The following is a 17,765-nucleotide window of genomic DNA, read 5'->3' as shown; positions in this document are numbered from 1 at the left end:
AGGATCCGTCAGAGGGCGATCGGCCCGCGGCCCACCGGGGCGTCCGCCGCGATCTCGGCGTAGGCCGCGGCGAGGAGCGTCGGGTCCGGGCCCTCGAGGCGCGTCGGGCGGGCGACGTCGTCGAGCACCACGAAGCGCAGGAGGTCGCCGCGCGACTTCTTGTCGCGGCGCATGGCGGACAGCAGCTGCTCCCACCGGTCGCCCCGGTAGGTGAGGGGCAGCCCGAGCGAGCCGAGGATCGCGCGGTGGCGGTCGACGACGGCGTCGTCCAGCTTCCCGGCGAGGCGCGAGAGCTCGGCGGCGAACACCATGCCGACGGAGACGGCCGCTCCGTGGCGCCACTGGTAGCGCTCGGTGAGCTCGACGGCGTGGCCCAGCGTGTGGCCGTAGTTGAGGATCTCGCGCAGCCCGGCCTCCTTGAGGTCCTCCCCCACGACGCGCGCCTTGACCGCGACCGAGCGCTCGACGAGCTCGGCGACGACGGCCCAGGTCTCGTCCGTCGTCGGCCGGGTGCCCCACGCGGCGAGCGCGTCGGCGTGCGCCTCGACGAGCTCGAGGATGCGCTCGTCCGCGATGAACCCCGTCTTGACGACCTCCGCGAGCCCCGCGACGAAGTCCCAGCGCCCGAGCGACTCCAGGGCCGCGAGGTCGCACAGGACGCCGGCCGGCGGGTGGAACGCGCCGACGAGGTTCTTGCCCTCGGCGGTGTTGATGCCGGTCTTGCCCCCGACCGCGGCGTCGACCATCGCGAGGAGCGTCGTCGGCACGTGCACCACGCGGATGCCGCGCAGCCAGGTCGCGGCGACGAAGCCGCCGAGGTCCGTCGTCGCGCCGCCGCCGACCGTGACGACCGCGTCCGTGCGCGTGAAGTCCAGCTGCCCGAGCACGCCCCACAGGAATGCGGCGACCTGAGCGGTCTTGGCCTCCTCGGCGTCCGGCACCTCCGCGACGTACGCCTCGTAGCCCGACGCCTTGAGGTCCTCGTGGACGACCTCGGCCGTCGCGGCGAGGGCCGCGGGGTGCACGACGAGCACCCGGCGCACCGAGCCGCCGAGCATCGCGGGCAGCTCGCCGAGCAGGTGGCGCCCCACGACGACGTCGTACGGCTGCTCGCCCGCGACCCGCACGCGCGTCGGCGCGGCGGCGGCCGGGTCCTGGGCGGGGGTGGTGGCGTCGGGGGTCACGCGTTCTCCTGTTCGACCGGGGTGCCGGCGGGGTCGGCCGGCGCGGGTGCGGGCGTCGTGCGCCCCGGGGTGGGCGCGACGTCGCCCGCGAGGTGCCCGCGGATCTCGCGCGCGACCTGGGCGGGCGTGCGCGCGTCGGTGACGACGTGCAGCGTCGAGACCCGCTCGTAGACGGGGCGACGCGCCTCCATGAGGGCGGCCCAGCGCGCCCGCGGGTTGCCGAGCAGGAGCGGGCGCGCCTGGTTGAGGCCGACGCGCGGCGCGGCGTGCGCGAGGCTCACGTCGAGGAACACGACCGTCCCGCCCGCGGCGACGTACGCCGCGAGCGCGGTCTGCGTGTGCTCGTCGAGCACCGCGCCGCCGCCCAGGGCGAGGACGCCGTCGTGCGTGGCGAGCGCGGTCGTCACCGCCTCGCGCTCGAGCTCGCGGAAGTGCGGCTCGCCGTGGTCGACGAAGATGTCCGCGACCGGCTTCCCGGCCGTGGTCTCGACGTCGACGTCCGTGTCGCGCTGCGCGAGGCCGAGCAGCTCGGCCAGGTGGCGCGCGACGGTCGACTTCCCGCTGCCGGGCGGGCCGACCAGCACGACGACCGGGCGGGTCCCCGGGGCGACGGGCGTCATCAGCGCTGCAGCTCGGGGATCGCGGCGAGGTACGCCTCGGCGTTCCGGCGGACCTCCGCGAGGGAGTCGCCGCCGAACTTCTCGAGCGCCTGCTCGGCGAGCACGAGCGCGACCATCGCCTCGGCGACGACCGCCGCGGGCGGGACCGCGCACACGTCGGAGCGCTGGTGCTGGGCCTTGGCGACGTCGCCGGTGACGACGTCGACCGTCGCGAGCGCGCGCGGCACCGTCGAGATCGGCTTCATGGCGGCGCGCACGCGCACCACCTCGCCGTTCGACATGCCGCCCTCGACGCCGCCGGCACGGTTGCTGCGACGGTGGATGCGGCCGTCGGCGCCGCGCTCGATCTCGTCGTGCGCGGCGGACCCGCGGCGGTGCGCGGTGCGGAAGCCGTCGCCGACCTCGACGCCCTTGATCGCCTGGATACCCATCAGGACGGCGGCGAGGCGCGCGTCGAGGCGACGGTCGCTCTGCGCGTAGGTGCCCAGGCCGGAGGGGACCCCGTACGCGAGCACCTCGACGACGCCGCCGAGGGTGTCGCCCGCCTTCTGGCACTCGTCGATCTCCGCGACCATGGCCGCGGCGGCGTCCGGGTCGAAGCAGCGCACCGGGTCCGCGTCGAGCGCCGTGACGTCGTCGGGGCCGGGCACCGGCGCGTCCTCGGGGACCTCGACCGGCCCGATGGCGACGACGTGCGACACGAGCCGGACGCCGAGCGCCTGCTCGAGGAACTTCGCCGCGGCCGTGCCGAGCGCGACGCGCGTCGCCGTCTCGCGTGCCGAGGCGCGCTCGAGCACGGGGCGTGCGTCCTCGAAGCCGTACTTGCGCATGCCGACGAGGTCGGCGTGCCCCGGGCGGGGCCGGGTGAGCGGGCGGTTGCGCGCGATCTCCCGGACGTCGCCCGTCCCGGCGTCGACGAGCAAGGCCTCGGGCGGCACCGGGTCCGACGACATGACGTCGACCCACTTGGGCCACTCGGAGTTCGCGATCTCGATGGCCAGCGGCCCGCCCTGGGTCACCCCGTGGCGCAGGCCGCCGAGGACGCGCAGCTCGTCCTGCTCGAACTTCTGCCGCGAACCGCGGCCGTACCCGAGGCGGCGGCGCGCGAGCGCGGCGCGCACGTCGTCCGTCGTGAGCTCGACGCCCGCGGGCAGCCCGTCGAGGATCCCGACCAGCGCCTCGCCGTGCGACTCACCCGATGTCAACCAACGCAGCATGATCGCCATCCTCCCACGTCGGCGCGCCCGTCCCGGCGGGCGCCCGCAGTGCGGACCGACGGCGCGCGACGACGGGTCGAGGGGTCCTGAGGGGACGCCGCGGGCCGCGCCGTACCCGCCGACGCGGCGGTCTGTGGACGACGACGTCCCAAGCCACCGCGGGCGCGCTACGGTGCCGCGCATGGTCCAGCAGGGGGACGGGACGAGGTACGCCGCGGCATCGCTCCGCGGGGCGGGTGACGACGAACCGGACGAGGCACGGAAGTCCGTGGTCACCGCGGGCGCGCCGAGGACGTGGGGACGACGCCGTCGCGCCGACCTCGCCCGGGAGCTCCGGGTCGCGGGCCGGGCGGGTGGAGTGCTCGCGCTGCTCGCGGCGCTGGCCGCGGCGTGGTGGTCGGGCGCGTCGTGGGCGACGCCCGCCGTCGTGGTCGTCGCCGCGGCCGGTGCGCTGCTCGCCGTGGTCGACGTGCGCACTCACCGCCTGCCGGACGTGATCGTGGTCCCGACGGGGGCTGCCGTCGTCGCGCTGCTCGCGGTCGCGTCGCTCGCGGCGGGCGACGGTGCGCCGCTCGTCCGCGCGCTCGCCGGCGGCGCCCTGGGCTTCTGCGCCTACGCCGCGCTGCGGCTCGCGCACCCACCCGGGCTGGGGTTCGGCGACGTGAAGCTCGCCGGGACGCTCGGCACCCCGCTCGCGTGGCTCGGGTGGGCCGAGCTCGTCGCCGGGCTCCTCCTGCCGTTCCTGCTCGGCGGTGCGTGGGCGCTCGGCCTGGTGGTCTCGCGGCGCGCTCGCCGCGACACCGCGGTGGCCTTCGGCCCCTTCATGGTGCTCGGCGCGGGCGTCGCCGCCGGCTGGGGGCAGACGACGACCGGCGCGGTCCTCGGCGGCTGAGCGCGCCGTCGGGCTCAGACCGGGGCGCCGAGCGCGGAGCCGAGGGCGCGGTCCATCGTCGCCAGCGGCGCGGGCCTGCCCGTCATGAGCCGCACCTGCTCGGCCGCCTGGTGCAGGAGCATGCGCTCGCCGCCGACGACGGTTCCGCCGCCCGCGGTCCAGGCGACGGACAGCGCGGTGGGCCGGGGGTCGTAGACGACGTCGAGGAGCACTCCACCGAGCGTCGCCCCGGCCCGTGACAACGCGTCCGCCACCGGGTCGGCAGCACGCGACGGCAGGGTGGCCACGACGGCGTCCGTGCGCGCGAGGCGGTCGACGAGCGCGGGCGACGCCACGTCCAGCACCTCGAACCGCGGCTCGACGCCCATCCGGTGCGCGGCGCGCTGGAGGCTGCCCGTGCGCCCGAGCGAGCGTACGAGGACGGTCGGCGCCGTGCAGCCCAGCTGCGCGAGCGCGGCGAGCGTCGAGGCGGCGGTCGCCCCGGCGCCCAGCACGACGGCGGAGCGCACCTCCCGCTCCCCCAGTCCCTCGCGCAGCGCCGCGACGAGGCCGTGCACGTCGGTGTTCGTCCCGACGAACGTCGGTCGCGTCCCGCCCGTGGGCTGCACCACGAGCGTGTTGACCGCCCCGACGACGTTCGCGAGCGGGTCGACGTGGTCCAGCAGCGGGATCACCGCGTGCTTGAGCGGCATGGTCAGGCTCAGGCCCGCCCACGAGGCGTCGAGGCCGTTGACGAAGGCCGGGAGCTGCTCCTCGGTCGTGTCGATCGCCTCGTACGACCACCCGTCCAGCCCGAGCGCGTCGTACGCGGCACGGTGCAGCACCGGGGACAGCGAGTGCGCGACGGGGTGACCGAGGACGGCCGCACGTCGCGGCGGGCGCGTCGTGCTCACCCCTCGTTCTCCGCGAGCCACTGCTTCAACGCGTCGACGTTCCGGTTGTGCTCCGCGAGGGTGACCGCGAAACGGGTCTCCTTCGTGTCGTAGTTGACCGTCGTCCAGAACAGCCACTCACCGGGCTCAGGGTTGAGCACCGCCTGCATGGACGCCGCGCCCGGGGAGGCGATGGGACCCGGCGGCAGACCGTTGTGGGCGTACGTGTTGTACGGGTTGCTGGCGTCGCGCGTGTCCTCCGGCTTGACCTGGTATCCAGGCGGGTTGCCCGTCCCGTAGGCCACCGCCGCATCGATCTGCAGAGGCATACCCGTCGCCAGACGGTTCTCGATGGCGCGAGACATCTTGGGACGGTCCTCGTCCCGGCCGGCCTCGCGCTCGATGAGCGACGCCTTGATGAGCACCGCTTCCCGGTTCTCGGGGGCGACGCCCAGCTCGTCCAGCTTCATCACCGTCTGGCTGACCATCCCCTGGATGATCGCGAGCGCGTTCTTGTCCTGCGGCTCGAGGACGTACGTGGTCGGGAAGAGCCAGCCCTCGTAGTTGCCGTTCGCCTCGGCCGGGAGGCCGGTCGCGGCGGTGTCCGCCATCGCCGCCTGGAAGTCGGCGACCGGGATGTCGGTCACGGAGGACGCCTTCTCGAGGATCTGCGAGACCGTGCTCCCCTCGGGGATCGTGATCTTCGTCTCGACGCGCGAGTCGTTCGCCACGAGACGCGCGACGGCGTCCTTCGCCGACATGCCGAGGAGCAGCGTGTGCGTGCCCGGCTGGATCTTGCCGGCGTTCGGGTTCTCCTCGAACGCGTTCGCGAACGCCGCGGAGCTCGCGACGACGCCCGCCTCGGTGAGCACGGCCCCCATGTCGCGGCCCGTCGAACCGGGCTCGATCACGACGTCGACGGGCTCGGTCCCCGGGCCGTCGAAGTCCTTCGCCTCGAGCGGGTTCGCGAACCCGAAGAGGTCCGAGGCGTTGTTGAGCAGGAGGTAGCCCGCTCCGCCCACCACGAGGAGCGAGACGAGCAGGACCACGAGGGCCCGGCGACGCCGACGCTGGCGTCGCTTCTTCGCGGCCCGGCGCGCGCGCTGCTCGGCGCGCGAGGAGCGCGCGGGCTGCTGCTCGCCCTGGACTGCGGGCCGTTCGAACAGGTCGGTCACGGTCGGTGGTCTCCTGTCGGGTCTACAGGTTCTCCGGCGCGCACCCCCGCGCCCCGCTCGGCCTCGAGAGCGGATTGCAGAATGATAACGGCGGCGGCCTGGTCGACGACGCTCCGGTGCTTGCGACCGGCGCGTCCCGACGCGTGCAGCGCCTGGTGGGCGCTGACGGTCGTCATCCGCTCGTCGACGAGGTGCACCGGCACCGGTGCGACGACGCGAGCCACCGCACCAGCGTACGCCCGCGCGCCCTGGGCGGCGGCCCCCTCCCCGCCCGAGAGGTGACGCGGCAGGCCCACGTACACGACCTGGGCGTTGCGCTCCTCGACCTCGGCCGCGATGCGGGCGACTTCGGCGGGGACCGCCGCGCCGCCGCGCGTGTCGCGCGCGAGGGTCTCGACGGGGGTCGCGACGAGCCCGTCGGGGTCGCTCGCGGCCAGGCCGACGCGGACGCTGCCCACGTCGACGCCGAGGCGCGCCCCCCGCGGGAGGGGGGCGCGCCCGTCGTCGGCGGGCTGCACGGGCAGGCCGGTCACGCGCCCGCCGCGGCGCCGTCGCGCACGCCCCGGAGGGCGGCGGGCAGCGCGGACACGTCCGTGCCGCCGCCCTGGGCCATGTCGTCCTTGCCGCCGCCCCCACCGCCGAGCGTCTGGGCCGCGGCCTTGGCGAGCACGCCGGCACGCAGCCCGGCCGCGCGCGCGGAGGCGTTCGTCACGACGACGACCTGCGGGCGGCCCTTGGAGACGCCGCCGACGGCGACGACCGCAGGCTCCGCCTCGCCGATCCGGCCGCGCACGTCGAGCGCCAGCGCGCGCAGGTCGTCCGCCGACGCGACCTCGCCGGCGTCGTGCACGACGACGCGCGTGCCGCCCACGAGCTCCGCCCCGGCGGCGAGCGTGCCGGCCGCCGCGAGGAGCTGCGCCTGCCGAAGCTGGGCGAGCTCCTTCTCGGCGTCGCGCAGGCGCGACACGAGCGTGCTCACCCGGTCGGGCAGCTCCTCCGTGCGCACGTTGAGCAGACCCGTGAGCTGGCCCACGAGCGCGTGCTCCTTCGCCTGGAACCCGTACGCGCCGTCCCCGACGAGCGCGTCGACGCGCCGCACGCCCGAGCCGATCGACGACTCGCCGAGCAGCGTGACGAGACCGAGCTGGCCCGTGCGCTGCACGTGCGTCCCGGCGCAGAGCTCGCGCGACCAGTCGCCGCCGATGGAGACGACGCGCACGGTGTCGCCGTACTTCTCGCCGAACAGCGCCATCGCCCCCAGGGCGCGCGCCTCGGTGATCGGCATGAGCTGGTCCGTGACCTCGAGGTTCTCCTGGAGCTGCGTGTTGACCCGCTCCTCGATCTCCGAGAGCGCGCCCGAGGGCACGGCGGACGAGCGGCGGAAGTCGAAGCGGATGCGGCTGGGCGCGTTCTCCGACCCGGCCTGCGTCGCGTCCTTGCCGAGCGACTCCTGGAGCGCCTTGTGGATCATGTGCGTCGCTGAGTGGGCACGGCTGATCGCCTTGCGGCGGTCGCGGTCGATCGTCGCCGTGCCCGGGTCGCCGAGCGCCGCGGTGCCCTCGACCAGGCGGCCGCGGTGCACCGACAGGCCCTTGATCGGGCGCTGCACGTCGTCGACCTCGATGGTCGCGCCGCCGTCGAGCACGATCGTGCCGTGGTCGGCGAGCTGGCCGCCGGCCTCCGCGTAGAACGGGGTGCGGTCGAGCACGACCTCGACGTCCGCCGGGGCCGTCGCGGCCGGGGCGGGGACGCCGTCGACCAGCAGGCCGGCGACGCGCACCGCCGCGGACGACTCGGTGTACCCGAGGAACTCCACGGGCGCCGCGAGCTCGGACGCGAGCGACTCGTACGCGGCCGTGTCGACGCCGCCGGAGCGCTTCGCGAGCGCGTCGGCGCGCGCGCGCTGGCGCTGCTCGGTCATGAGCGCGCGGAACGCCTTCTCGTCGACCTGGACGCCCTGCTCGGCGGCCATCTCGAGCGTGAGGTCGATCGGGAAGCCGTACGTGTCGTGCAGCGCGAACGCCTGGTCCCCGCCGAGCAGCGGCGTCCCGCCCGAGCCGGCCGCGGCCTTCGCCCGCGACACGGCGGTGTCGAGGATCGTCGTGCCGGCCGTGAGCGTGCGACGGAACGCGTCCTCCTCGGTGTAGGCGACGTCGGAGATGCGCGCGAAGTCCGTCGCGACCTCCGGGTACGACGGCGCCATCGCGTCGCGGCTCACCGGGAGCAGCGCGGGCATGGCGCGGTCCTCGACGCCGAGCAGGCGCATCGCGCGCACCGAGCGGCGCAGCAGACGGCGCAGCACGTAGCCGCGGCCCTCGTTGGACGGGCGCACGCCGTCGCTCATGATCATGAGGGCCGAACGGACGTGGTCGGCCACGACGCGCATGCGGACGTCGTCCTCGTGGTTCGCGCCGTAGCGCTTGCCCGAGAGCGCCTCGGCCGCGGTGATGACGGGGAACACCTCGTCGATCTCGTAGAGGTTGTCCTTGCCCTGGAGCAGGTAGGCGACGCGCTCCAGGCCCATGCCCGTGTCGATGTTCTTGCGCGCGAGCTCCGAGACGATCCGGAACTCCTCCTTGGACTTCACGTCGTCGATCGCGTACTGCATGAAGACGAGGTTCCAGATCTCCAGGTAGCGGTCCTCGTCGACGACGGGGCCACCCTCCTGGCCGAACTCCGGACCGCGGTCGATGTAGATCTCCGAGCACGGGCCCGCGGGGCCGGGCTGGCCCGTGGACCAGTAGTTGTCCTTCTTGCCGCGGGCCTGGATGCGCTCGTCCGGCAGGCCGGCGATGCGCTTCCAGAGCTGCCGCGCCTCGTCGTCGTCGTGGTAGACGGTGACCCAGACGGTCTCCGGGTCGAACCCGTACTTGCCCTCGTCGCGCGAGCCCGTGACCAGGTCCCAGGCGTAGGTGATCGCGCCTTCCTTGAAGTAGTCCCCGAACGAGAAGTTGCCGTTCATCTGGAAGAACGTGCCGTGGCGCGTCGTCTTGCCGACCTCGTCGATGTCGAGGGTGCGCACGCACTTCTGGACGCTCGTCGCGCGGTCCCACGGCGGGGTCTGCTCGCCCGTCATGTACGGGATGAACGGGACCATGCCCGCGATGGTGAACAGCGTGGACGGGTCCGGGGAGACGAGCGACGCCGACGGCACGACGGTGTGGTCGCGGTCGGCGAAGTAGTCGAGCCAGCGCTTGCGGATCTCGGCGGTGCGCATGATGTCCTTCGGAAAGAGGTCGGTGGTCGTGCGGGGTGGTGCGGTGGGCGCCGCGGGCTCGGCGTCCTAGAAGGAGTAGCCGAGCAGGTCCTCGACGTCGTCCGTGTCGTCGAACGCGTCCCGGTCGGCGGCGGCGGGACGCGCGTGGCGTCCGGCCGCGCGACGCGCGCGGACGGCGTCCGGGTCCTCCTGGCCCTCGGCGAGAAGCGCCGCCATGAGCTCCTGCTCGCGCGCGTCGCGCGCGAGCGCGAACTCCGTGCGGAAGTCGCGGGCGATCTCGACGACCTTCTCGCCGAGGCCGTTCACCTGCTCCGTCGCCTGGTCCACGAGCGACGCCGGCGCGTAGCGCGCGAGGACCTTCTTGCCGCGCACGACGACCACGACCGTGATCGCGACCCCCACGCCGATCCAGAAGACCCGGCGCATCAGCGCGACCCCTCGGCGCGGCTCGCGGAGCTGCCCTGCGACCGCCGACGGCCGAACGAGCGCGCGGCAGCCTGGCGCACGCCGTACGTGAACGCGGCGACCTTGACCAGCGGCGCACCGAACGTGGCGGCGTACAGGCCCGTGAGCGCGGAGACGTTCTCGCTCACCTGGGCGGCCGACGTGGTGATGGTGTCGACCTTGACGAGCTGGCTGTTCGTCGTGGCGACGGTCGTCGCGGCCTCGTCGAGGATCGGCACCGAGTGGTCGGTGACCTCCTTGATGCTCGCGCGCGCCTCGTCGAGCACGCGGCCGAGCTTGAGGAGCGGCACCGCGAGCAGGCCGACGAGCAGCACGAACGCGACGGCTGCGATGAGGCCGGCCACATCTCCCAGGGACATTCTTCCTCCAGTGCCAGTCACGGTGCCGCGGGCGCGGCACCCGTGCGCCGTACGCGCGGGACGGTCGTCGCCGCGGGCTCCTCGCGGACGTACCCACGGCTCCGCGAAACACTACCCGCACCAGGGCGGGGACCGTCGTCGGGCACGGCGCGACGGCGCCCTCGCGGGGGCGGGCCGACGCACCGGCCCGGACGCACGAACGCCCCGCTCGCCGACGAAGCGGTGAGCGAGGCGTCCGGGGCAGAAATCAGCGAGCGTAGTACTCGACGACGAGCTGGACCTCGCACTGCACGGGGACCTCGGCGCGCTTCGGGCGACGCGTGAGCACCGCGCTGAGCTTCTCGAGCTGGACGTCCAGGTAGCCCGGGACGGCCGGCAGCACGTCGCGGTGCGCACCCGCGGCCGCGACCTGGAACGGCGTCGTCGCCTGGCTCTTCGGCTTGACCTGGAGGGTCTGGCCGGGCTTCACGCGGAACGACGGGCGGTCCACGATCTTGCCGTCGACGAGGATGTGGCGGTGCGTGACCGCCTGGCGCGCCTGCAGGATGGTGCGGGCGAAGCCGGCGCGGAGCACGAGGGCGTCGAGACGCATCTCGAGGTTCTCGACGAGCGCCTCACCGGTCAGGCCCTTGTCCTTGCGGGCGTCCTCGTACGCACGCGCGAGCTGCTTCTCGCGGAGCATGTACTGGGCGCGCAGACGCTGCTTCTCGCGGAGACGGACCGCGTAGTCCGACTCGGTGCGGCGGCGGGCGCGGCCGTGCTCACCCGGGGGGTACGGGCGCTTCTCGAAGTGCTTGACGGCCTTCGGGGTGAGGGCGATGCCCAGGGCGCGGCTCAGGCGGACCTGGCGGCGCGAGCGCTTGACAGACGTCACAGCGGTATCTCATTCCTGTCGTTCGGGTTCTGACGTCACACCTGGTCCCGAGAACCGGGTCCGGGTGCGGGACCAGCCGATGGACCGCACGCTCCACCGCGAGGAGGAGCGAGGGGTCGGGGCCGAGGTCCCAGGTGGTCGCCGCGAAGGCAACCTGAGCAGTCTACCGCACGCGGGGCGCCGTGGTCCCCGCCCCGTCAGCGCGCGGGGCCGTCCTGGTCGAGGATGTCGCGGATGCGCCCGAGGCGCTCCGTGACCTGCCGCTCGTACCCGCGGTCCGTCGGCGTGTAGTACCGCGACCCCACGAGAGAGTCCGGCAGGTACTGCTGCGCCGCGACACCGTGCGGCGCGTCGTGCGCGTACCGGTAGCCCGCGCCGTGCCCCAGCTGCTTGGCGCCCGGGTAGTGCGCGTCACGCAGGTGCGGCGGGACGGACCCCGCCCGACCGGCCCGCACGTCCGCGAGCGCCGCGTCGATCCCGAGGTAGGCGGCGTTCGACTTGGGCGCGGTCGCGAGGTGCACGACGGCCTCGGCGAGGACGATGCGTCCCTCGGGCATGCCGATGAGCTGGACGGCCTGGGCGGCGGCGACGGCGGTCTGGAGCGCCGAGGGGTCGGCCATGCCGACGTCCTCCGCGGCGGCGATGACGATGCGGCGGGCGATGAAGCGTGGGTCCTCCCCCGCCGCGATCATGCGGGCGAGGTAGTGCAGCGAGGCGTCGACGTCGGAGCCGCGCATCGACTTGATGAACGCGGACACGACGTCGTAGTGCTGGTCGCCGTCGCGGTCGTACCGCACGGCGGCGACGTCGACGGCGCGCTCGACCGCGTCGAGGTCGACGGGCACCGGCGGGGGGCCCGCGTCGGGCGTGCCGCTCCCCGCACCCTCGGGGAGCGCGGCGTCGTCGTCGGCCGGTACGGCCGTCGCGGGCACGGGCACCGGGGCGTCGGACAGCGCGGCGCCCGCGGCGGCCTCGAGCACGGTGAGCGCCTTGCGCGCGTCGCCGCCCGCGAGGCGCACGAGGTGGTCCTCGGCCTCGTCGGTGAGCGCGACGAGGCCGCCCAGCCCTCGCTCGTCGGCGACGGCGCGCCGCACGAGGGCGCGGACGTCGTCGTCCCCGAGGGGCTGGAGCGTGAGCAGGAGCGAGCGGGAGAGCAGGGGCGAGTTGACGGAGAAGCTCGGGTTCTCCGTGGTCGCCGCGACGAGCGTGACCCAACGGTTCTCGACGCTGGGCAGGAGCGCGTCCTGCTGGGACTTGGAGAAGCGGTGCACCTCGTCGATGAAGAGGACGGTCTCCTCGCCGCCGGTGGCGAGGCGGCGCCGGGCGTCCTCGACGACGGTGCGCACGTCCTTGACGCCCGCGGTGACGGCGGAGAGCTCGACGAAGCGGCGGCCGGAGGCGGTCGCGATGAGGTAGGCGAGCGTCGTCTTCCCGGTGCCGGGCGGGCCCCAGAGGATGACGGAGCCGGGCGCGGCGCGGCCGCCGGACGCGTCGCTCTCGCTGCCGGACCGGATGAGCCGCCGCAGGGGCGAGCCGGGCACGAGGAGGTGGGACTGGCCCGCGACCTCGTCGAGGGTGGCGGGGCGCATGCGCACGGCGAGCGGGGCCCCCGGTCCGGGTCGCGGCGTGCCCTGCGCGCCGGACGTGGCGGCACCGAAGAGGTCGCCGCCGAAGAGATCACCGGTGGACATGGCTCGAGCCTACGCACCGCCGCCCACGCGGCGGTGCCGGGCCGGGGAGGTCGGGTGAACGTCCGTCCCCGGGGCGCGGGGGATCTGACACGCGGCGCGGCCGGGTGGGATGCTGGCGCTCGTGTTCTCGAGCCTCGGTCGTCGTGTCGCCCGCCACCCGCGTCTCACCATCGTCGTGTGGGTCCTCCTGACAGCGCTCGGCTTCGCCCTGGCGCTGTTCGGGGTCCACGGGGAGAGCGTGTTCGACCGCGTGACGACGGGCGCGCCGACGATCCCGGGCTCGGACAGCGATCGGGCGTCGCAGGTCCTCGCGGACAACGACGAGAGCGGCACGGAGATCACGCTCCTGGTGTCCGGCGTCGACCCGGCGGACCCGCAGGTCGTGGAGGCGATGACGGGGGTCGACGCCGACCTCGTCGCCATCGAGGGCGTGGACACGGTCATCGACCCGTACGTGATCCCGGGCGGCGTGGAGGACCCGGCCGCGCAGTCGCTCGTCGCGCAGGACGGTCGCGGCTTCCTCTCGGTCGTGACGCTGCGCACCGACCTCGACGCCGAGCGCACCGACGCGGTCGCGGACCGCGTCGTGGAGCAGCTCGAGGCCGTACCCGGCGTGCTCGCGGACGCCGCCCCGGAGGCGGCGGGCGACGCGACGGGCCTCGTGGGGTCGAACGGGCTCATCGTCGAGGCGATCACGAGCCAGGTGAAGGAGGACCTCACGACGGGAGAGGCCGTCGCCCTCCCCGTGGCGCTGCTCATCATGGTGCTCGTCTTCGGCGGCTTCCTCGCCGCGGCCATGCCGATGGCCGGGGCCGTCGCATCGATCGGTGCCGGTCTCGGGGTGCTGCTGGGCCTGACGTACGTGCTCGACGTCGACGCCTCCATCGTCAACGTCGTCACCCTGCTCGGCCTGGGCCTGTCCATCGACTACGGGCTGCTCGTGGTGTCGCGGTTCCGGGAGGAGCTGCACCGGCTGATCGAGGCGGGCGACGACCCGTCGCTGCGCCGGCGGCGCGGCGACGGCGTGGTGCACGCGGCGCTCGTGCGCACCATGGAGACCGCCGGCCGCACGGTCGCGTTCTCGGCGCTGACGGTCGCGATCTCCATCGCGGGGCTCATGGTGTTCCGCCCGGACATCCTGCGCGCGGTCGGGGCGGCCGGGCTCGGCGTCGTGCTCGTGGCCGTCGCGACGGCGCTCACCCTCGTCCCGGCGCTGCTCGCGTACTCGGGCCGTCGCCTCGCCCGCCCGGGGCTGCTCGGCCGGGTCCCGGGCTTGCGCCGCGTCCTCGCCCGGACCGCGGACGTGCAGTCGGACGAGGGCGCGTTCTCCCGTCTCGCCGGGCGCGTCCAGCGGCACCCGCTGTGGGTGCTGCTCACCACCGCGGCGCTCCTCGTGGTCCTCGCGCTGCCGGTGCTCGGGCTGCAGCTGCGGAACTCCGGGATCGAGCTGCTCCCCCAGGGCTCTCCCCAGCGCGAGTTCGTGGACGAGCTCGCCGCGCAGTACCCGTCCAGTGCGGGTGCCCAGGTCGTCGCCGTCGTGGACGCGAGCGTCGAGGACGCCCAGGCGTGGGCCGACGACGTGGCGACGCTCGACGGGGTCGAGAGCGTCGACCCGGCGGCGCCGCTGGGGTCGTACGCCGTCGTGGGCGTGCACGTCGACACCGACGACGCCGGTGGCCCGGAGGCCGTGTCGGTCGTGCGGGAGGTCCGTGCGACGGACCCGGGCTTCGACGTGTGGGTCACCGGTCAGGCGGCGGGACAGGTCGACTTCCTCGAGGCGCTCGGCGAGCGCGTGTGGTGGGCCGTGGGGATCGTCGTCGGCGCGACGCTCGTGCTGCTGTTCCTCATGACCGGCTCCGTCGTCGTGCCGGTGAAGGCGCTCCTGACGAACGCGCTGTCGCTCGCCGCCTCGCTCGGGGTCCTTGTGTGGGCCTTCCAGGACGGCCACCTCGAAGGGCTCCTGAACTTCTCGTCCGTGGGCGGGATCGAGACGTACGTCGTCGCGCTCGTCGTCGCGTTCGCGTTCGGTCTCGCCATGGACTACGAGGTGTTCCTGCTCGCGCGCATCAAGGAGCTGTACGACGCCGGGCTCTCCAACGACGAGGCGGTCCGCCTGGGCCTGCAGCGCTCCGGGCGGATCATCACGTCGGCGGCGGCGATCATCGTCGTCGTGTTCGCGGGCTTCGTCTTCGGCGACCTGCTCGTCATCAAGGAGGTCGGGTTCGCGCTCGCCGTCGCCGTCCTCATCGACGCGACGATCGTGCGCCTCCTGCTGGTCCCCGCGACGATGACGCTGCTCGGGCGGTACAACTGGTGGGCACCCGGGCCGCTGCGCCGGGTGCACCGTCGGCTCGCGATCACCCACTGAGACGCTCCGACCGGCGAGGACGGTTCGTGCGCGGGCACTCCCGCGGGCGGCTACGGTAGGCGGCAGACTCAGTCGCACGGGGGGAGACGGATGGCGGACAACACACGCACCGCAGTCATCGTCGAGGACGACGCGGAGATCCGTGATCTCCTGCAGACGGTGCTCGGTCAGGCAGGCTTCGTCACCGAGGCGGCCGCGACCGGCGTCGAGGGCGTGGAGCTCGTCCGGCGGACCGACCCGGTCGTGACGACCCTCGACGTGAGCCTGCCCGACATCGACGGGTTCGAGGTGTGCCGGCGCATCCGTCAGATCTCCGACACCTACATCGTGATGCTCACCGCGCGCACCGACGAGATCGACACCCTCATGGGCCTGGACGCCGGTGCCGACGACTACCAGACGAAGCCGTTCCGCCCGCGCGAGCTGCGCGCACGGATCGAGGCCCTCCTGCGGCGCCCGCGACGCGGCCTGCCGTCTGACGGCGCCGACGCCGCACGGCCCGCCCCGGTGGACCACGAGCCGACCCTCGTGGGGTCGGACGGGCTCCTGCTGGACGTCCCGCGCCGCACCGCCACGGTCGACGGCGAGGCCGTCCACCTCACGCGCAGCGAGTACGACCTGCTGGGAGCGCTCGTCGAGGCGGCGGGTCGCGTCGTCAGCCGCAACGAGCTCGTCCGCGTCCTGTGGGGCGAGGAGTACGACGCCGGAACGTACGTCACGGACGCGGACCGGCGCAGCGTGGAGGTCCACATCGCGAACCTGCGCCGCAAGCTCGGCGACGGTCCGTCGTCGCCCCGGTGGATCCGCACCGTGCGCGGCGTCGGCTACCGGTTCGACCCCACGGGCTGACCGACGGCGGGCGGCGGGTCGCCGAGCAGCAGCGCCACCTCGTCGCACGCGCTGCGCGCGGCGGCCCGCAGCGTCGCGAGCGCGCGCGCCTCGTCCGCGGTCGTGCGGTGCCCGGCACGGTGCCGGTCGAGCACCGCGGAGGCGGCGTCGCCGACCTCCGCGGCCCCGACCATGAGCGACGTCGACCGCACCGTGAGCAGCGTGCTGCGCGCCTCCTCGTCGTCGCCCCGGGCGAGCGCGACCGCCGCCGCGTCGACCCGCGGGACGACGAGGTCCCGGTACGCGACGAAGAAGCGCCGGACGGCCTGCACGTCGCCGTCCAGGTCGTCCGTGAGCGCCGTCCACGCCCGGCGCAGGTCCTCTCTCACGCGCGGAGGCCGTGGTGGCGGCGCACGAGCCGGCGCAGCATGAAGAACGTCTGGAGGATCGTCACCACGCCGAGCACCGGCCACCCGAGGGACAGGACGGCGGACTGGACGCCTGGCGTCAACGTGGTCCACGCCCACACCACGGCGGCGAGGGCGACCAGAGCGACGAGGAGCGGGCTGAGGTAGGCCCAGCCGCTGCCCCGCTCGGCCTTGGCCTGCGCCGCCCAGTTGTCGGTGCGCGAGCGCGAGAGGAACTTGGACCACGCGCGCACGAAGTGCCCGATGCGGATCCACATGTAGAGCTCGGCCGGGACGAGGGTCGCGGCGAAGAGCACGTCGCGCCAGGTACGGCCGTTGATGGAGAGCGCGGTCCGGAGGTTGAGCGCGACCGCGACGGCAGGCGGCACGAGCCAGACGGGCGAGAAGCGGAACGCGTGAAGGCTCAGCGCGCCGGCGACGAGCAGTCCGAACAGGATGCGCGTGGCGGCGTTGACGAGCATGCTCACGTTCTCCATCCATCGCAGCCGCAGGTTGGGGTGGAACGGCTGGCCCCGCGTGTCACCACGCTGGCCGGGCCACATGAGGTCGATGGCGCCGTAGTTCCACTTGACCTGCTGGCCGTCGAGCGCACGCAGCGTCGTCATGCCGCCGACGGTCGCGCGAGCGGTCGCGGAGATCTTGGTCGAGTAGCCGAGCGACTTGATCTGCAGGCTGAGGAGGGAGTCCTCGACCTCGGAGTCGGAGACCCACGGGTCGCGCTGGTGGTGCGCGAGCATGACGGCCTCGAGGGCCGACATGCGGAACAGCGAGGCCTGACCGCCGAGGACGGCCATGTTCCGCCCGCGCAGGAGGTTCTGCATGTTGAAAGCGGCGAACTGGGCGCGCTGGCCGGTGAGGAGGAACCTGCCGAGGGGTCCGCGTGGAGAGACGTTGTCGACCGTGTAGATCGCGGAGATCCCGCCGATGCGCGGGTCGGACGACATCTCGGCCTCGAGCCGCTCCACGGCGTCCTTGGCGAGCACGGTGTCGCCGTCCACGCCGAGGAGGTAGTCGACGCCGCGCACGAGGCGGTACCCGTAGTTGAGCGCGCCGACCTTCTTGTCCGCGAGGGCGCCCAGGTCGTGGACGTACACGCGCGTGGTCTGCTCGACGCCGCGGCGGCGCGTCGTGTGCTCCCCGGCGAGCTTGGACGCCTTGGCGAACGTGCGGTCGCTGGTGTTGTTGACCACGACGTGCACGACGTCCGGCAGGCGGGTCTGCCGCAGGATGCCCTTGAGCACGGACTTGATCGTCGAGCCCTCGTTGTACGCGGGGATGATCGCGCCGATCGTCGCGCGGCGGGCGGGCTCCTGGACCACGACCTCGTCGGGGGTGAACTGGTAGCGGTCGAGCTCCGTACCGAAGGGCACGGGCTCGTCGACGTCGACCGGGGCGCGGTCGGTGAGCAGGGCGGTCATGAGTGCCTCGTTCGTCGTGGGGTTCAACGAGCACGATCCTGCGCGCCCCGGCGCGAGGCACCCGCCGGGTCGGCGCAGCGAAACCTCAGGATCTGCTCAAGATCCGGGCGCGGGACGTGCCCGCGGGCTCCGTCCTCGCCCGGTCCGGGCGTCGCGC

General features: G+C 74.2%; 16 protein-coding genes. 3 read left to right on the top strand and 13 right to left on the bottom strand.

Annotation, left to right across the window (positions count from 1 at the left end; genetic code table 11):
- Positions 1 to 8: 8 nt before the first annotated feature.
- The 3 genes from aroB to aroC are packed head-to-tail and all read right to left on the bottom strand — an operon-like array spanning position 9 to position 3,021.
- The gene (gene aroB / locus GWJ10_RS12855) at positions 9 to 1,184 is read right to left on the bottom strand and encodes a 3-dehydroquinate synthase (RefSeq protein ID WP_061267278.1); all 1,176 of its coding nucleotides are present in this window, start codon (positions 1,182 to 1,184) and stop codon (positions 9 to 11) included.
- A complete protein-coding gene (locus GWJ10_RS12850; protein ID WP_163187858.1) occupies positions 1,181 to 1,804 on the bottom strand; it encodes a shikimate kinase in 624 nt (207 codons plus the stop codon). The genes aroB and GWJ10_RS12850 overlap by 4 nt, the downstream gene beginning before the upstream one ends.
- The gene (gene aroC, locus GWJ10_RS12845; protein ID WP_163187856.1) at positions 1,804 to 3,021 is read right to left on the bottom strand and encodes a chorismate synthase; all 1,218 of its coding nucleotides are present in this window, start codon (positions 3,019 to 3,021) and stop codon (positions 1,804 to 1,806) included. Before aroC ends, GWJ10_RS12850 begins: the two co-directional genes overlap by 1 nt.
- A gap of 181 nt (positions 3,022 to 3,202) precedes the next feature.
- Between aroC and GWJ10_RS12840 the strand changes: the two genes are divergently transcribed.
- Positions 3,203 to 3,913 (top strand): A24 family peptidase, encoded by a 711-nt coding sequence (locus tag GWJ10_RS12840; protein WP_163187854.1) that lies wholly within the window; start codon positions 3,203 to 3,205, stop codon positions 3,911 to 3,913.
- 14 nt (positions 3,914 to 3,927) lie between these two features.
- Here GWJ10_RS12840 and GWJ10_RS12835 read toward each other — a convergent pair whose 3' ends face one another.
- The 8 genes from GWJ10_RS12835 to GWJ10_RS12800 all read right to left on the bottom strand — a co-directional run bounded on the left by GWJ10_RS12835 (position 3,928) and on the right by GWJ10_RS12800 (position 12,566).
- The gene (locus GWJ10_RS12835) at positions 3,928 to 4,806 is read right to left on the bottom strand and encodes a shikimate dehydrogenase (protein WP_163187852.1); all 879 of its coding nucleotides are present in this window, start codon (positions 4,804 to 4,806) and stop codon (positions 3,928 to 3,930) included.
- Positions 4,803 to 5,960, bottom strand: coding sequence for an endolytic transglycosylase MltG (gene mltG, locus GWJ10_RS12830; RefSeq protein ID WP_076404898.1), 1,158 nt, complete (start codon positions 5,958 to 5,960; stop codon positions 4,803 to 4,805). Before mltG ends, GWJ10_RS12835 begins: the two co-directional genes overlap by 4 nt.
- On the bottom strand, positions 5,957 to 6,493 hold the full coding sequence (gene ruvX / locus GWJ10_RS12825; protein ID WP_241005793.1) for a Holliday junction resolvase RuvX: 537 nt from the start codon (positions 6,491 to 6,493) through the stop codon (positions 5,957 to 5,959). The genes mltG and ruvX overlap by 4 nt, the downstream gene beginning before the upstream one ends.
- Positions 6,490 to 9,177 carry an alanine--tRNA ligase gene (gene alaS, locus GWJ10_RS12820; RefSeq protein ID WP_061267272.1) on the bottom strand — a complete coding sequence of 896 codons (2,688 nt, stop codon included), beginning with the start codon at positions 9,175 to 9,177 and terminating at the stop codon, positions 6,490 to 6,492. The genes ruvX and alaS overlap by 4 nt, the downstream gene beginning before the upstream one ends.
- A gap of 66 nt (positions 9,178 to 9,243) precedes the next feature.
- Positions 9,244 to 9,603, bottom strand: a complete 360-nt coding sequence (locus GWJ10_RS12815) for a hypothetical protein (protein ID WP_076404900.1) — start codon at positions 9,601 to 9,603, stop codon at positions 9,244 to 9,246.
- Positions 9,603 to 10,001 carry a DUF948 domain-containing protein gene (locus tag GWJ10_RS12810; protein ID WP_163187850.1) on the bottom strand — a complete coding sequence of 133 codons (399 nt, stop codon included), beginning with the start codon at positions 9,999 to 10,001 and terminating at the stop codon, positions 9,603 to 9,605. The genes GWJ10_RS12815 and GWJ10_RS12810 overlap by 1 nt, the downstream gene beginning before the upstream one ends.
- A 247-nt stretch (positions 10,002 to 10,248) precedes the next feature.
- Positions 10,249 to 10,875, bottom strand: coding sequence for a 30S ribosomal protein S4 (gene rpsD, locus GWJ10_RS12805; protein ID WP_021483439.1), 627 nt, complete (start codon positions 10,873 to 10,875; stop codon positions 10,249 to 10,251).
- A gap of 197 nt (positions 10,876 to 11,072) precedes the next feature.
- On the bottom strand, positions 11,073 to 12,566 hold the full coding sequence (locus GWJ10_RS12800) for a replication-associated recombination protein A (RefSeq protein ID WP_061267269.1): 1,494 nt from the start codon (positions 12,564 to 12,566) through the stop codon (positions 11,073 to 11,075).
- A 121-nt stretch (positions 12,567 to 12,687) separates the two neighbouring features.
- On the opposite strand from GWJ10_RS12800, the gene GWJ10_RS12795 reads away from it, so the two are divergent.
- Entirely contained in the window at positions 12,688 to 14,934 is a 2,247-nt protein-coding gene (locus GWJ10_RS12795; protein ID WP_346773833.1) for an MMPL family transporter, read from the top strand.
- A 90-nt stretch (positions 14,935 to 15,024) separates the two neighbouring features.
- The gene (locus GWJ10_RS12790) at positions 15,025 to 15,783 is read left to right on the top strand and encodes a response regulator transcription factor (RefSeq protein ID WP_163187846.1); all 759 of its coding nucleotides are present in this window, start codon (positions 15,025 to 15,027) and stop codon (positions 15,781 to 15,783) included.
- Here GWJ10_RS12790 and GWJ10_RS12785 read toward each other — a convergent pair.
- Together GWJ10_RS12785 and GWJ10_RS12780 are read right to left on the bottom strand one after the other, a co-directional pair.
- Positions 15,759 to 16,151, bottom strand: coding sequence for a hypothetical protein (locus GWJ10_RS12785; protein ID WP_163187844.1), 393 nt, complete (start codon positions 16,149 to 16,151; stop codon positions 15,759 to 15,761). The genes GWJ10_RS12790 and GWJ10_RS12785 overlap by 25 nt on opposite strands.
- The gene (locus GWJ10_RS12780) at positions 16,148 to 17,635 is read right to left on the bottom strand and encodes a glycosyltransferase family 2 protein (RefSeq protein ID WP_241005792.1); all 1,488 of its coding nucleotides are present in this window, start codon (positions 17,633 to 17,635) and stop codon (positions 16,148 to 16,150) included. Before GWJ10_RS12780 ends, GWJ10_RS12785 begins: the two co-directional genes overlap by 4 nt.
- Positions 17,636 to 17,765: the final 130 nt, after the last annotated feature.

It is taken from the genome of Cellulosimicrobium sp. SL-1, from assembly GCF_011033075.1.
GTDB classification, from domain to species: Bacteria; Actinomycetota; Actinomycetes; order Actinomycetales; family Cellulomonadaceae; genus Cellulosimicrobium; species Cellulosimicrobium funkei.
Note: the sequence above shows the minus strand (reverse complement) of the source record. Positions and strands in the feature narration are given on the sequence as shown.

Excerpts from the sequence above, each read along its gene's own strand:
- GWJ10_RS12850 (WP_163187858.1), bottom strand. The coding sequence starts at position 1,804 with ATGACGCCCGTCGCCCCGGGGACCCGCCCGGTCGTCGTGCTGGTCGGC.
- aroC (WP_163187856.1), bottom strand. The coding sequence starts at position 3,021 with ATGCTGCGTTGGTTGACATCGGGTGAGTCGCACGGCGAGGCGCTGGTC.
- GWJ10_RS12840 (WP_163187854.1), top strand. The coding sequence starts at position 3,203 with ATGGTCCAGCAGGGGGACGGGACGAGGTACGCCGCGGCATCGCTCCGC.
- alaS (WP_061267272.1), bottom strand. The coding sequence starts at position 9,177 with ATGCGCACCGCCGAGATCCGCAAGCGCTGGCTCGACTACTTCGCCGAC.
- GWJ10_RS12815 (WP_076404900.1), bottom strand. The coding sequence starts at position 9,603 with ATGCGCCGGGTCTTCTGGATCGGCGTGGGGGTCGCGATCACGGTCGTG.
- GWJ10_RS12810 (WP_163187850.1), bottom strand. The coding sequence starts at position 10,001 with ATGTCCCTGGGAGATGTGGCCGGCCTCATCGCAGCCGTCGCGTTCGTG.
- GWJ10_RS12800 (WP_061267269.1), bottom strand. The coding sequence starts at position 12,566 with ATGTCCACCGGTGATCTCTTCGGCGGCGACCTCTTCGGTGCCGCCACG.
- GWJ10_RS12790 (WP_163187846.1), top strand. The coding sequence starts at position 15,025 with ATGGCGGACAACACACGCACCGCAGTCATCGTCGAGGACGACGCGGAG.